This window comes from Kitasatospora sp. NPDC056138 (assembly GCF_042264695.1).
Taxonomy (GTDB): Bacteria; Actinomycetota; Actinomycetes; order Streptomycetales; family Streptomycetaceae; genus Kitasatospora.
Genome location: NZ_JBHJVK010000020.1, coordinates 86,159 through 99,593, shown reverse-complemented (window position 1 = coordinate 99,593; position 13,435 = coordinate 86,159). Strand labels below are relative to the sequence as shown.

Sequence of the window (13,435 nt, the reverse complement as noted above, 5' to 3'; positions counted from 1 at the left end):
CGGCGACCGTGAGGACGCCGGACGCCGGGGCCGCCGATCTCCTGCCGGAGGTCAAGCCTCACATGCCTGTCAGGAGTGGCCCCGCCGCTGGCGTCCTCGCCGCTGAGGTGAAGCTGGCGGCCGCGCTCTACAGCGAGGTCTCTGCGGACCGGGACACGTGAAGCGATCCACCGGCTTCGCCTCCCATTAGGACACGTGGAACTTCCGGCCGATCAGCGTCGCCACCCGCGCGCCGGTCCACACCTGGTCCTCGTCCCAGCCGTGGGCGGTCGGCCCCTGGTCGAGGTAGGTGGCCAGCTTCTCCTGGCAACGCGGGGACAGCTTGCAACGCCGGCCGCCCGCACCTCGTGAGGCCAGAGCCGCAACCCCGCCATTCGTCCACGCCTAGTGCCACTGGTAGGCCGACTTCGAGCTCACCCGCAGCCTACGGGCGACCTCCGGAGGCCCCAGCCCATCGGCGAACAACCCCGCGGCCTTCAGCCGCACCTCCTCGCGGCGCTGACGTGCCTTCGCCGTCAGCCCGCCCCCATCCGCATAACGCATACCAACGGCATAGCGCGCAGATGACCGTCGGTCAGCTACACGAATAGGCCAATCACCCCGAAGCGCCGAAGTCAGTAACTGCCCTCATGGCCTCTGGTCGCCGTGGCAGACGCCGGAAACCGGGTGCAGCAGGACATGGGCGCCTGGCATCATGGCTCCCGTGATCATGTATCGAAAGGCCGATGCCGCGTAGACGGCCACGCGCACTGCGCGCTGAACAGCCGGTCTCCCGCGTCTGGGGGCTGACCCCGCCGTTCCGGATTCATGGGCTCTCCACCAGGGCGAGCCTGGCCGTGCACCGGGTCGAGTACCTGAGCGGCAGCTTCTACATCCACCCAGGTGCCACCGACTGTGCATTGCGGCGGTACCGCGGGTTCCTCCACCCACCGGGCAGACGTCCGCTGTACCCGCAGGAGTCGTACTGCTCGTGCACCTGGTGCTCCTTCGACGACGTCAGGCACGCACGCGACGTGCAGAGGCTGCCGGAACGAGCCCGTGCCGAGCTCGGCCGGCTCGTGAAGCCTCTGGATGTGGTGTTCTTGTGCCGAACTCTGCCGGACCCGTTCGCGCACCGGCGCCAGTGGCGCACACAGCTCTGGTGGTACCGCCGCCTGGCCGACCGGTCGGAGTGGGGGTGACGGAACCCGTGGCCGACCCGCGCCGAGGTGGGATGATCACAGCCATGGGTGTTGTGATCACGGCGTCGGAGTCGTGTCTGGACAGCCCCGTTCACCGGGCTGAGCTCGCACGACTTCCGCAAGCCGATGACGATGCTCCGCCGCGAGGGTGCCGACACCGTGCGGCCAGGCCGGCCCTGGAATCTCCCGCTGGAGGACCGGGTCCTGCTGGTCGCGGCCTACTGGCGCACGAACCTGACGCTATGGCGGAAAGCGCCGCTGTTCGGGGTGTCCAAGTCGGCAGCCGACCGGATCGTGGACCACGTCGCCCCGTTGCTCGCGCTGAAGCAGCGCAAGCGGTTCGCCAAGGACACGGTGCTGATCGTCGATGGCACGCTCGTCCCCACCCGCGACCACGCCATCGCGGAGAAGTCGAAGAACTACCGGTACTCCACCAACCACCAGGTCGTTGTCGACGCCCACACGCGCCTGGTCGTCGCAGTCGACAAGCCCTACCTGGCAACCGCAACGACTGCAACGCTTGGACGGAGTCCGGCGCGAAGGGCGCTGTTGGCAGGACCACCACGATCGCCGATGGCGGCTACCCGGGCACCGGCCTGGTCATCCCGCACCGCCGCCCCAAAGGCGGCGAACTCACCGACTGGCAGACCGAGCACAATCACGATCACAAGAAGGTTCGTGTCCGAGTCGAGCACGTCTTTGCCCGCATGAACTGGAAGATCCTCCGCGACTGCCGCCTCAAGGCGACGGCGTCCACCACGCCATGCTCGGCATCGCCCACCTCCACAACCTCGTCCAAGCCGCGTAACGGACCACGTCGACGGTCAGCCGATCTTGTCCCAACCCTTCCAAAGATCAATTACGGGGCGACCCCTAGCCTTCTGCGACCTCGCCGCCGTCATCACATGCCACAAACGACTGATGAAGCTCACCAAGAAGGACAAGGTCTAACGTCGGTGTGGGTGAGTTCGATGATTCCGAGGGCCGCGAGGCAGCCGTCGGTTCGTCGCCGAGGAGTGCTGGAAGCTCGACTCTCATCACCATGGCCTGGGCCTTCGCGATTATTCCGGCACACGTAGACTCCCCGGTCATGCGCGTACTGGTTCTTGAGGACGACCCGGAGCTTGGCCCAGCGATCACCAGAGGCCTGCGTGAGGCAGGCTTCGCCGTCGACTTCGCCGGCGATCTCGCTGAGGCCGACTTCAAGCTCGCCGTCAACACCTACGACTGCCTGATCGCCGACCGCACTCTGCCCGACGGGGACGCGCTCACCCTCCTCGCCGCCCAGCGCAAAGCGGGCTCCACCCTCCCGATCCTCCTGCTCACCGCGCTGGACGCGATCACCGACCGGGTGGCCGGCTTCGAGCACGGCGCGGACGACTATCTCATCAAGCCCTTCGCATTCGCCGAACTCAACGCCCGGGCCCGCACCCTGTGCCGCCGCAGCCAGCCCGCACGGCCGTCCGTGCTGCGCGTCGGCAACCTGGAACTCGACCTTCCACGCCGCCGGGTGCGGCGAGACGGCGTGCTGCTCACGCTGAGGGCGAAGGAGTTCGCGGTTCTGGAGGTCCTGATGCTGCGCGCCGGGGAGGTCGTCACCCGCAGTGAACTCATCGAGAGCTGCTGGGACGAGCAGGCCGAACCGCTCTCCAACGTCGTCGACGTCCTCATAGGCCAGCTGCGCCGCCGACTGGGCCCACCCGAGCTCATCATGACGGTACGCGGCGCCGGATACCGCCTCGCCGACCCGGCCACGGGCCTGTGACGTCGCGTACTCCCGCCGCCGCGCGCCTGCACCGCGCCCGGTGGGTGATGACGCTGCTCTTCGCGGCGACGACCGCCGTCTGCCTGCTGGTGCTCGCCACCATCGCTGTCCGCACCGACAGCCACTCCCGCACGAACGATCTCGACGAAGCCGTCAGCCACCGCGCCGACGGTCTGGCCCGCACCCTCTTCTACGACGAGAGCGGCACCCTGCGCCTGGACTCGCTGCAGGAGGACGAACTCGCCCGCAGCGCCGAAGCCCTCGCCATCCTCCAGGCACCCCCGAACGCCGGACCACGGATCCGCTACGCCTACCCCTCCCAGGCCGCGCTGCCCGAACAGGCGGAACTCGAGGAGATCTGGCAGGAAGTCCAGCACGACCAGGAGACCGCTCTGGTCACCACCACTATTGCCGATGGACACGAGTACCACTGGGCCGCGGCCCCGGTCTGGGACAACGACAGGATCGGCGCCACCGTGCTGGTCGGAGCCGATCCGGCACCCAGCCAGGCGGATCACAAGCGCCTGATCCAGTGGCTGGCCCTGGGCTGCGCCGCACTCGTGCTGGCGGCCGCCGCAGTGGGCCACCTGCTGACCGGGCGCTCCATGCGCCCCGCTCTGCAAGGACTCGAGCAGCAAGAGCAGTTCCTCGCCGAGGCCGCCCACGAACTGCGCACGCCACTGGCCACCCTGCGCCTGGTGGTGGAGAACGGCAGCGCCTCACCCCGTCGGGCCCCCGCGGCCCTGGACGAGGCCGTCCGGCTGGTCGACCGGCTGGGCCGGCTCGTCACCGGACTGCTGGCCCGGGCCCGCGTGGAAGCCGGCACCCAGGAAGTCGAACTCACCCCGCTACGCCTCGACCAACTGGTTGAACAGACCATCGAGGAACTGCCGGACCCCACCGGGGTCACCGTCACCACCGAGGCCGCCATCGTCGAGGGGGATCCCGAGCTGCTGGCCCAAGCGGTCCGAAACCTCGTGGAGAACGCCCTGCGACACGGCGGCGGTACTCCGGTCGACGTGACGGTCGCCGCCGGCCGGGTCGCGGTACGGGACCACGGCCCCGGCGTGCCGGCCGAAGACCGTACCCGGGTCTTCGAGCGGCGAGTCACCGGAGCCGCGAGCACCGGCACCGGCACCGGTCTTGCCATCGTCCGATGGGTGGCCGAGCTTCATGGCGGCACCGCCCGGCTCTCCCAGGCCCCCGGTGGCGGGACACTGGCAGAGCTGCTGCTGCCGGAGCGTAAGAGCAGCTGACGCGGCCTGGCCGCCTTCGCCAGGCCATCTCATCCTCATCTCATGCAGCAGCGGGCACGGTGGAGCCATGTTCACCTTCCCAACTGGTCCCAAGCGCAGCCTGCGCTCCACCCCACTCCTTGCAACCGCCGTGCTCGGCGTCGGCGCGGTCTACTACGCCCTACCCGCGGACGGCGCCACTCCCGCCGGGGACCCGGCCCAGGCCGGCCCGGCCGTGATCCGGGTCGACCAGGTCGGCTACGCCATCGGGGAGGCCAAGCAGGCGTTCGTCATGGGTTCGGAAGCAGGACTGAGCCGCGCAGGCTACCGACTGGTGGACGAACACGGCACCACCGTGGCCACCGGCCAGGTCGGCAGCCGCACCGGAACCTGGAACAGCAAGTACCCGGATGTCCACACCGTGGACCTGTCGGCCGTCGACCTCCCGGGCAGCTACCGCCTCGAGCTCACCGGCACGGCCTCCGGCAGCTCCCCGAAGTTCCGCATCGCGACCGCCAAGGACCTGCTCACCCCGCTCATCGAGGACAACGTCCGCTTCTTCCAGGCCCAGCGCGACGGCGCCAACGTCCTGCCCGATGTCATGCACCGCCAGCCCTCGCACCTGGCGGACCGCCAGGCAACGGTCTACGCCACCCCGCACTACAACGAGGACGGCACCCAGCTGCTCGACGAGAAGCTGACCCCGGTGGGCGGACCCGTCGATGTCTCGGGCGGCTGGTCCGACGCGGGCGACTTCCTCAAGTTCACGCACACCACCGCCTACAGCACCGCCGACCTGCTGCTGGCCCTGCGCACCGCACCGCACGCCGCGGGCCTGGCCGACGAGGCCAAGCAGGGCCTGGCCTGGCTGGACAAGATGTGGGACGGCAAGACCGGCACCCTCTACGCCCAGGTCGGCATCGGAGCGGGCAACGACAACATCCGGACCGACCACGACGTCTGGCGACTGCCCGAGGCCGACGACAAACTGGACGTGGAACCGGGCGACCCGAACTACCTGATCAAAAACCGGCCGGTCTTCCGGGCCAACGAACCCGGCGCACCGATCAGCCCCAACCTCGCCGGCCGCATGGCCGCGGTCTTCGCACTCGCCGCGCAGAACAACGCCCAGAGCGACCCAGCCGCCGCCAAGTCCTGGCTGGGCAAAGCCGCCGCCGTCTACACGAAGGCGAACACCAAGCCCGGCGACGAACTGGTCACCGCGTTCCCGCACAACTTCTACCCCGAGGACTCCTGGCAGGACGACATGGAGTTCGGCGCCACCGAAATGAGCCTGGCAGCCGAGGCACTCGGCGACGACCGGGCCGCCGACTGGCAGCAGCAGGCGAGGCACTGGGCGAAGCTGTACATCGCCTCCGACACCAAGGGCACCCTCGGCGTCGCCGACGTCAGCGCCCTCGCCCACGCCGACCTCCTCACCACCCTGAAGGCGGACAGCGACAACGACACGGACAGCCTGACCCCCGACGACCTGAAGAGCGACCTGCGCCGACAGCTGGACGACGGCGTGAACCGAGCCGCCAAGGACCCCTTCAGGGCAGGCGCCGTGTACACCGACTTCGACTCCGTACCGCACACCTTCGGCCTGGTCGCCACCGCACAGCTGTACGGCAACGCCACCGGCGACCATCACTACGACGCCTTCGGCGCACAACAGCGCGGCTGGGCACTGGGCGCCAACTCCTGGGGCAGCACCTTCATGATCGGCGCAGGCGAAATCTACCCCCACTGCCCCGAACACCAACTGGCCAACCTCGGCGGCAGCCTCGACGGCACCGGCGACATCCTGCGCGGCGCCGTCGTCAACGGGCCGAACGCAGCAGACAAGCTCGCCGAACTCAACACCTTCCCCACCATGAAGCGCTGCTCCTCCAACCCCGGTACTCCCTGGACCGACTTCGACGGGGCCAAGGCCCGCTTCCTCGACGACGCGGGCGCCTGGCAGACCGTGGAACCCTCCGTCGACTTCACCTCCACCGCATTGCTGGCCTTCGCCCTGTCACAGAACTGAACGATTGACCAGCCCCGGGCGGGCCTAGACGTGCAGCCAGATCCGCAGGGGACCGACCGGCTCGAAGCCATGGCGGACGGCGACCGCCAGGTCATCGCCGTGCTCGTAGCCGACCACTGGCAGGGTGGGGAACAGCCGGTGCACCGCGTCAAGTACGACCGGCCAGGCCGCGTCAGGACCTCCGTCCAGAGCGAAGACATTGGAGATTCCGACCACCTGGCTGCTGCGGCTCGCCACCGCTCCGGCAGTCACCCGGCCACCAGGGGAATGTCCGGCGAGCACGAAGGTGGCCGGGTCGTCTAGCAGTTCGGGGCGGAAGAGGTCCGCGTTGCCGTCCCCGTCGTCCCAGGCGAGCGCCCAGGCGCGCAGCGTCTCCGGGTCGCCCGCCACGTCCCAGGCAAGGTCCGATGTGGTGGCGGGCGCACTCGCCGGGCGGTGGATCCACTGTGCCTCGAACAGCACCTGGAAGCCGGCCTCCGTCAGGTCGAGGTCAGCGAAACTGTCCTTGACGGAGGCGCCGGGCGCGATGGTGTCGATCCGGGCTGCCAGCATGGCCGAGTCGGCACCCGGCACCAGCGTCACCGCGTCGGGGTAGTACAACGGCGTTCGGGTTGGGGCGGTCCAGGCCTGTGCCCTGAACTCGCTCGCCAAACCATGCGATCGACTCATCGCCGCGCACCACTCGGCGTTGTTGCGGGCGGCGGCCTGAATCAGGAGCTGGTTCGGCGTCGTCACGAGCGCGGATCATGCTCCGTCCCGGCCAGGCCTGTCGAACGGTTTTCCGCCGCCCGCAGGACGGACACTCCGAACATCGGCCAGCTCCTGGGGAATTACGGGCTCTGTCACCAATCACAAGATCAGCGAAAGAGCCGAATTACGTGACCGTCGACAGGAGGGCGAGAAGCGGTCCGTAGAGCAGGGCGTACTGCTCAGCGGTGATCTTCAGGCCGGACGGTTCGAGGAGCTCGATGAGGGCGGCGTGGCGGTCCGCGACGATGCGCTGCAGGGCCTGGGCGCTGGAACTGCCGGGTTCCGCCTGGTAGATGACGAGCTGCCGGCCTGGAGCGGCGCGTACGTCGAAGGCCTGGTAGGTGAGCGCCAGGGGCCGACGTCCGGGTGGAGCAGGTGCTTGGCATTCTGGGTCTTGCCACGCACGGCGTGGGTGTTCCACAGGAGGGTGAAGTCCGCGCTGTGCTCGGTGAAAGTGCGGGCGAGTTCCCGCAGCCGCGGGTTGTCCGGGTCAACGCCGGCCGCCTGGCGCAGGTGGGCCACGGTGGCCTGCGCCGTGCAGCTCCAGCGGGTGTGGAACTGCCGGCCCGCCGGGTCGAGGAAGGCCATGCAGGCCAGATTGTCCGTCCGTTCGAAGGGTGAGTACAGGGCCTCCGCCAGGGCGTTGGTCGCCAGGACGTCCAAGGTCCGGTTGATGACGAACGCCGGGCCGCCCGGGTAGCCGTCCATCAGCTGTCGAAGGGCGGGACTGCCCCGGTCCGTGGTGTGGGTGAACTGGCTGCCCGCCACCGTCCCGGCCAGCTGGTGCAGGTGTGCGTGGGCGTCGGGGCCCAGTCGCAGGGCGCGGCCGAGCGCGTCGAGTACCTGGGCCGACGGGTGGCGTTCGCGTCCCTGTTCCAGGCGGGTGCAGTAGTCCGCGTTCACCCCGGCCAGGACGGCGACCTCCTCGCAGCGCAGCCCGGCGACTCTGCGCACACCGTGGCTCGTCATGCCGATGTCCTGCGGCCGCAGCGCCGCCCTGCGCGCGCGTAGGAACTCCCCCAGGTGGTTGTCGTCGGTCACGTCCTCAGGTTGGGCCGCAGCGACGGCGTGTTGCCTGGGTGCGGTGCACCCAGGCAACAGGCGTCCTGGTCGGCGGTCGCCGATCTGGCCAGACTCGGTCAGGCAGGACCGATCCGCATACCGAGAGGAACAGCAGGCATGACAGACGCAGTCAAGGTCGTGGCGGTCACCGGAGCGAGCAGCGGGATCGGCGAGGCGACCGCCCGCCGGCTTGCCGCCGACGGCCACCGCCTGTTCCTCGGAGCGCGGCGCACCGATCGTCTCGATGCGCTGACCGGGGAGATCACCGCCGCAGGCGGCACTGCGGCGTTCCAGCGGCTGGATGTCACGGATGCCGCCGACGTCGAGGCCTTCATGTCCGTCGCCCGCGAGCGCTACGGCCGCTTGGACGTGGTGGTCAACAACGCCGGAGTGATGCCGCTCTCGCCGCTTGCGGCGCTGAGGACCGACGAGTGGGACCGGATGATCGACGTGAACGTGCGGGGGGTTCTGCACGCAATCGCCGCCGCGCTGCCCGTGATGCGCGCTCAGGGCGGCGGGCACTTCGTGAACATCGCCTCCGTCGGCGCGTACGAGGTCTCCCCCACTGCCGCCGTCTACTGCGCCACCAAGTTCGCCGTCCGCGCGATCTCCGAAGGACTGCGTCAGGAGTCCACCGGGAACATCCGGGTCACTCTCGTCTCCCCGGGCGTGACCGAGTCCGAACTCGCCGACGGCATCTGCGACCCTGCCGCCCGGGAAGCCATGAAGGCCTACCGCGCCGTGGCGTTGCCGGCTTGCGCCATTGCGCAGGCCATTGCCTACGCCGTCTCCCAGCCTTCCGAGGTCGACGTCAACGAGATCGTCGTCCGCCCCGCCGCAAGCGCCCAATGACCCCTCCGGGAAGGAACCGACATGCCGCACAAGGCCGCCGACTACGACAGCCTGGCCCGCAGACTGCGGGCCCTGGAGGACAAGGAAGCTCTGCGCGCCCTCATGATCCGCGGGTGGCGTGCGCTGGACCACAAGGACTGGCAGACCTGGATCGAATGCTGGGCCGGGGACGCGGTGCTGGAGTTCGGACGGTGGGAGAAGATCCACGGAAGGGAGGAGATCCGGGCGAAGGTGGAAGAGGCGGAATCGCCCTACGCGAGCATGCAGCATCACATCCTCAACCTGCACTTCGACGTCGAGGGTGATCGGGCGACCGACATCGGCTACATGTGGTTCGTCGCCGTCACCACACCCGGGAGTACCCGCGCTCCCTACTCCATGGGAGGCCCTTACGACTGGGAGTTCCGCCGCGGCCCGGACAGCTGGCTCCTGGTCCGCCAAAGGCTCGGCGTCTGGTGGACCGATGGCGAGGACACCCTGAAAGCCTTTGAGTAGGGACCCCGGCACGCCTACGCCACCATCGCCTACGAGGTGGCCGGCCTCCACCAGGAGAACGACGAGGACGGCTTCGACGACGAGGACCAGGACGACGAGGTGCCCGGCGAACTGGACGCCGCGCTGGAGTGGGCCCGCGCCGGGGTGTGCGTCCTCCAGCAGTCCCTGCCTCGGCCGTTCCGCGACGTCCTGCTCTACAGCGAGCTGGACAACCGCCCCGCCCACCGCATCCTCTACTGCTGCGCCACCGCGGCCCGAAGGCGGCCGCGGCCTGGTTCACCGCGCTGGTCTACCTCAACCCGAACGACAACGTCGGCGCCCGCTTCCGCGCCCCCGACGGTCCCCAGTACCCCGGTTTCTGAGCAGCACGGAAGGCCGTCACCCTGCACGCGGGGTGACGGCCTTCGGCATGTGCGGGGCTGCGGGTTGGGGCGGCCGGTGTGTACGGCCAGCCGCCCCGGGCGGCGATGCCGTGCCAGCGTCCGGGTGCCGTGGGTGATGGTCTGCACGTAGCTGACCTAAAAATTCTTCACACGTGCCCCCATCGATCGGCGGTACGTGTCAGTAGTTGTGGACACGCGGCCCACACCACCCGGAACGAGGTCACGGCCACCACCCGGAGGCGGGGTGTTCCTCGTAGGCTGACCGGGCTGCCCGCCCCCACCCCATTGCCCGGGGGCGGGCAGCAACGACCGGGCCCGGTAGCGGCCGGAACAGCGGGCTGTGTCCCGCCGGCCAGGCACACACCCGCCTGGCCGACGCCGTTCACCACTGCCGCCGGAACACCGGGGCCCTGTTACCGGGGTCAAGGACTGGTCGGCAGGCGAGGTGGGTGGGGAGGGCCGGGACTGTGCCGGGTTTTCGCGTCGTGCGGTGAACCGCCGCCCCGATGCCGGCTCTCCAGGTGTGTGAGAACGGAGCGCATGGCTCGGTGCACGGCTTCGCGGGACTCGTCGGTGGGGTCGGCGGTCTCGAAGCCGTGGTGGCCATGTGGGACGTCGAGTACCTCGACGGCGGCCTTGCAGTCCTCGGCGGCGGCGAGGAACTCCTCGACGGTGGCGGCGAATTCGGGGCTTTCCAGCCCCGCACGGGTCAGGATGATCGGCAGCCGGCCCGCACCGCTCACGGTGGCGGCCGGACGGAAGCGCGGGTCCACAACACCCCAGCCGGGCGGCGTAGCCAGCACCGGGTAGTTCGCCGCCACGCAGCGCAGCCACGACGGCGGCGCAGCCAGCCAGTCGGCCGTGAGCAGGCCTGCGGCGGAGAAGAACCACAGGGCGACGCGATCCGGGTCCACCCGCGGGTCGGCACGCACCAGTTCGACCGCCTCGGCCAGGTCCGCGGCCGCTTGGGCGTAGTCGGCGAGCCCGTGCAGTCGGTGGTCCACGGTCGCCCCGACCACTCCCAGGCTCGCCGCGTAGCGGGCGTAGCCGAGGTAGAACGGCCAGTCGCGCGGTGGCCGCCAGGTCCCTGGGGACCGGGCCGCCGTGCACGAAGAGCACTGCCGGACGCGGGCCTGCGGCCTGCGGCAGGTGCAGGTCGACGCGACCGGCGCGTACCCGGGGCAGCTGCGGGAGGTCCAGCGGGAACGGGCGCAGGTAGGGGTCCAGGTATGGGCTGCCGCCCTCGGGTGCGGTCAGCCGCCGCCCCTGTCCGGCGGCGGCGCGCAGCAACACCTTCGCCAGCTCGTCGGGGCAGGAAAGCATCGGCCAGTGTCCGGTGGCCAGCTCGAAGAAGCCGACCCGGGGATCGGCCAGCGCCCGCAGCTGCGGCGGACCGACGGCCAGCATCCGCTGCACTGCAGCAATGGTCACGCCGCCCTCGGTGCACAGGATGCCGCTCGTCGGCACTGCGGCGAGCGCGCCGGTCAGCCGCAGCGGCCGGGTGAGTGTGCGGCGGGGCTGCGGGAGCGCGAGAGCGGTGAGCCGGTCCAGGTCCACTTCGGTCAGTCCGGCGGTGCTGCCCCAGCGCTGCCACTCCCCTGGTACCGGCGGCGGCACGGGCTCATCGCCCGCGGACCGCAGCTGCTCGTGCACCGTGTGGTCCGGCACCAGAGCGAGGGCCGCGTCACCGTCCTGGGGCAGGCCCGCGTCAAGATAGACGACCCGGGCCACTCGCTCCGGACGCCGGTCTGCCGCACCGAGCACCGGGTGGATGCCGTAGTCGTGGCCGACGAGCACCAACTCGGGCTCCTGGGCCGCATCGATCAGCCTCACCACGTCCTCGATGTGCGTCTCGAGGTCCGTACCTGGCCCCGCGAGGTGGCGGCTCTCCCCCAGGCCGGTGAGCGTCGCCGGGTGAACCTCGCAGCCCGTCTCCCGTAGCCGGGTGGACACCCCGTCCCACAACCGGCCGTCCGTGAACGGGCCGGACACCAGGATGAATGCGGTCATGCGCGTCTCCTCCAACGCCTCAGTGCGCGTGGGCGGCTTATCCCGTCCACGCCATGACGGGTACGGTAGGAACTCCCCCGGAGGGAGGTTCAAGCCTTGGCGCCGGACTGCCTGCTGAGCATCGGTGAGCTCGATCAGTCTGGCTGGGCGGCGGAGGATTCTTCCTGGTGATCGGCGGTGTGCCGGTCGAGTCTGGCCAGCAGATCGTCCAGGTCAGAGGTGGTGAATCTCCACTGGAACGGCTGTGCCGTGGCGCTGTAGCGGTCTTCGAAGTCTCGGAGCCGGTCCCTGTCCTGGGTCAGGTTGGTGAAGTCGTTGGGCGATACGACCTTGCGCTGCACCACGGAGAAGTAGATCAGGGCAGCCACAGCCTGCCGCAGGCGCTGACGTCTGATGGCCACCCGTCCATCAGACGATGGACGAGCTGCCCAACCCGCTGATCCGGCCGATCTCCTCCATCGGATACGGGGTCTGCCTGCTCTCCAGTTGGAACTTGCGGTAGAAGTCCGTCATCACCGCGGCGAGCGGGGCGTGGTGGGTGAGGATCGCCGCGACCTGCGGCGGAATCCCCTTCGGGTGCTCCCCTTGGGCGCATGCGCGCACGAACGCGCTGCGCTCCTCCCCCCTATACCCGTACAGGGCCGTGACCAGCCAGATCACCAGATGTGTGACGGAGTAGCAACGGTCATAGGTCCGGTGTTCGGCGAAAAAGTCGGCCTCTTCCTTGGACAGGTCGAACCGGGAGGAGATCGCGAGGCCGTAGTCCGCAAAGAACAGACGCTCACCGTCGGTCAGGATGTTCTGGAAGTGGGCATCGAAGTGCAGGAGACCGCGGGCGTTCATGAACGAGGTCCCAGCCTGCAGTTGCCTTTCGACCATGGCGCAGGCCCTCTCGGCCGCCTCGTCCCCGGCTTTGACCTGAGTACCCAGCCAGTCGTGCAGGTTCTGCGGGATGTACTCCAGGAACAGTGCGATGCTCGCCGAGGACTCTCGCACAGCCTCGATCCGGCGGCGCACCTGCGATCCGCCTCCCCAGTAGGTGACAGCCTTCTCCACGTCGGCCAGTTCCTCGGGAAGCGACTGCCCGGGGTGCGGCAGGACCCGCCAGTGGTACATCAACGGGAAGCCCTCATAGTCCCGTGCGAGCACCCAGTTCGTCGTCATGGTGTGCACGGCCAGCTCCCTCCAGGCCCCAAAGCCCGGGCCCCCGATGACCCCGACGCCGAAATGGGAGAAGGCAGGTAGCCCGAAGAGGTTCGCCGTGGACCGGACGTTCTCCGGCTGCCTTTCCAGATCGCTCAGCGGCACCCGCTTGACGAAGACCGGGGTCCCGCCGATGTCCAACAGCGCCGATGTCCCGCCGATACCGGATCCCATCGGCTCAGCCGCAGCCACGAGGTCGCGCAATTCAAGATCACTGCACAGGGCCAGCGCCGTGGAGACGGCACTGTAAGCCGCCAGCCGCGCACCGCGCGACATGTCAACGCTCTCGACGACTGCCTCCACGCGGGCAACAACCTCTCTGAGACACCTGGGTGCCTCCGCCGAGCACGTGCGCGCGACGCACAGCCCTGCGGTTCGACACTTGGCACGTGCAGCGGACATCCAGGATCCGCTTTGCGAACACAGTTCCGAACCCCCTTTCGGCTGCACTGTACGTGAAGACGACA

The 13,435-nt window shown here is 69.4% G+C and carries 9 protein-coding genes and 3 pseudogenes; 6 read left to right on the top strand and 6 right to left on the bottom strand.

The window, feature by feature from the left end; genetic code table 11:
- Positions 1-384: 384 nt before the first annotated feature.
- The gene (locus tag ACFC1R_RS15410) at positions 385-543 is read right to left on the bottom strand and encodes a helix-turn-helix domain-containing protein (RefSeq protein ID WP_375938605.1); all 159 of its coding nucleotides are present in this window, start codon (positions 541-543) and stop codon (positions 385-387) included.
- 682 nt (positions 544-1,225) lie between these two features.
- On the opposite strand from ACFC1R_RS15410, the pseudogene ACFC1R_RS15405 reads away from it, so the two are divergent.
- The 4 genes and pseudogenes from ACFC1R_RS15405 (at position 1,226) to ACFC1R_RS15390 (ending at position 6,213) form a co-directional block, all read left to right on the top strand.
- Positions 1,226-1,989 (top strand): annotated as a pseudogene (locus ACFC1R_RS15405) (transposase).
- Positions 1,990-2,271: 282 nt separating this feature from the next.
- On the top strand, positions 2,272-2,946 hold the full coding sequence (locus tag ACFC1R_RS15400) for a winged helix-turn-helix domain-containing protein (RefSeq protein ID WP_375938602.1): 675 nt from the start codon (positions 2,272-2,274) through the stop codon (positions 2,944-2,946).
- Positions 2,943-4,202, top strand: coding sequence for a sensor histidine kinase (locus tag ACFC1R_RS15395; protein WP_375938599.1), 1,260 nt, complete (start codon positions 2,943-2,945; stop codon positions 4,200-4,202). The genes ACFC1R_RS15400 and ACFC1R_RS15395 overlap by 4 nt, the downstream gene beginning before the upstream one ends.
- A 67-nt stretch (positions 4,203-4,269) precedes the next feature.
- The gene (locus ACFC1R_RS15390; RefSeq protein WP_375938596.1) at positions 4,270-6,213 is read left to right on the top strand and encodes a glycoside hydrolase family 9 protein; all 1,944 of its coding nucleotides are present in this window, start codon (positions 4,270-4,272) and stop codon (positions 6,211-6,213) included.
- Positions 6,214-6,237: 24 nt separating this feature from the next.
- On the opposite strand, the gene ACFC1R_RS15385 is transcribed toward ACFC1R_RS15390, so the two are convergent.
- Positions 6,238-6,882 (bottom strand): hypothetical protein, encoded by a 645-nt coding sequence (locus tag ACFC1R_RS15385; protein ID WP_375938659.1) that lies wholly within the window; start codon positions 6,880-6,882, stop codon positions 6,238-6,240.
- A gap of 205 nt (positions 6,883-7,087) precedes the next feature.
- Positions 7,088-7,932: pseudogene (locus ACFC1R_RS15380) on the bottom strand (helix-turn-helix transcriptional regulator).
- 210 nt (positions 7,933-8,142) lie between these two features.
- Between ACFC1R_RS15380 and ACFC1R_RS15375 the strand changes: the two are divergent.
- Together ACFC1R_RS15375 and ACFC1R_RS15370 are read left to right on the top strand one after the other, a co-directional pair.
- The gene (locus ACFC1R_RS15375) at positions 8,143-8,877 is read left to right on the top strand and encodes an SDR family oxidoreductase (RefSeq protein WP_375938593.1); all 735 of its coding nucleotides are present in this window, start codon (positions 8,143-8,145) and stop codon (positions 8,875-8,877) included.
- 21 nt (positions 8,878-8,898) lie between these two features.
- A complete protein-coding gene (locus tag ACFC1R_RS15370) occupies positions 8,899-9,372 on the top strand; it encodes a nuclear transport factor 2 family protein (protein WP_375938590.1) in 474 nt (157 codons plus the stop codon).
- Positions 9,373-10,270: 898 nt separating this feature from the next.
- Here ACFC1R_RS15370 and ACFC1R_RS15365 read toward each other — a convergent pair.
- The 3 genes and pseudogenes from ACFC1R_RS15365 to ACFC1R_RS15355 all read right to left on the bottom strand — a co-directional run.
- Positions 10,271-11,765 (bottom strand): annotated as a pseudogene (locus tag ACFC1R_RS15365) (alpha/beta hydrolase); the annotation flags it as partial.
- Between the two features lie 134 nt (positions 11,766-11,899).
- Entirely contained in the window at positions 11,900-12,166 is a 267-nt protein-coding gene (locus ACFC1R_RS15360) for a hypothetical protein (RefSeq protein ID WP_375938587.1), read from the bottom strand.
- A 7-nt stretch (positions 12,167-12,173) separates the two neighbouring features.
- Positions 12,174-13,244 carry a protein kinase family protein gene (locus tag ACFC1R_RS15355; RefSeq protein WP_375938656.1) on the bottom strand — a complete coding sequence of 357 codons (1,071 nt, stop codon included), beginning with the start codon at positions 13,242-13,244 and terminating at the stop codon, positions 12,174-12,176.
- Between the last annotated feature and the right edge of the window lie 191 nt (positions 13,245-13,435).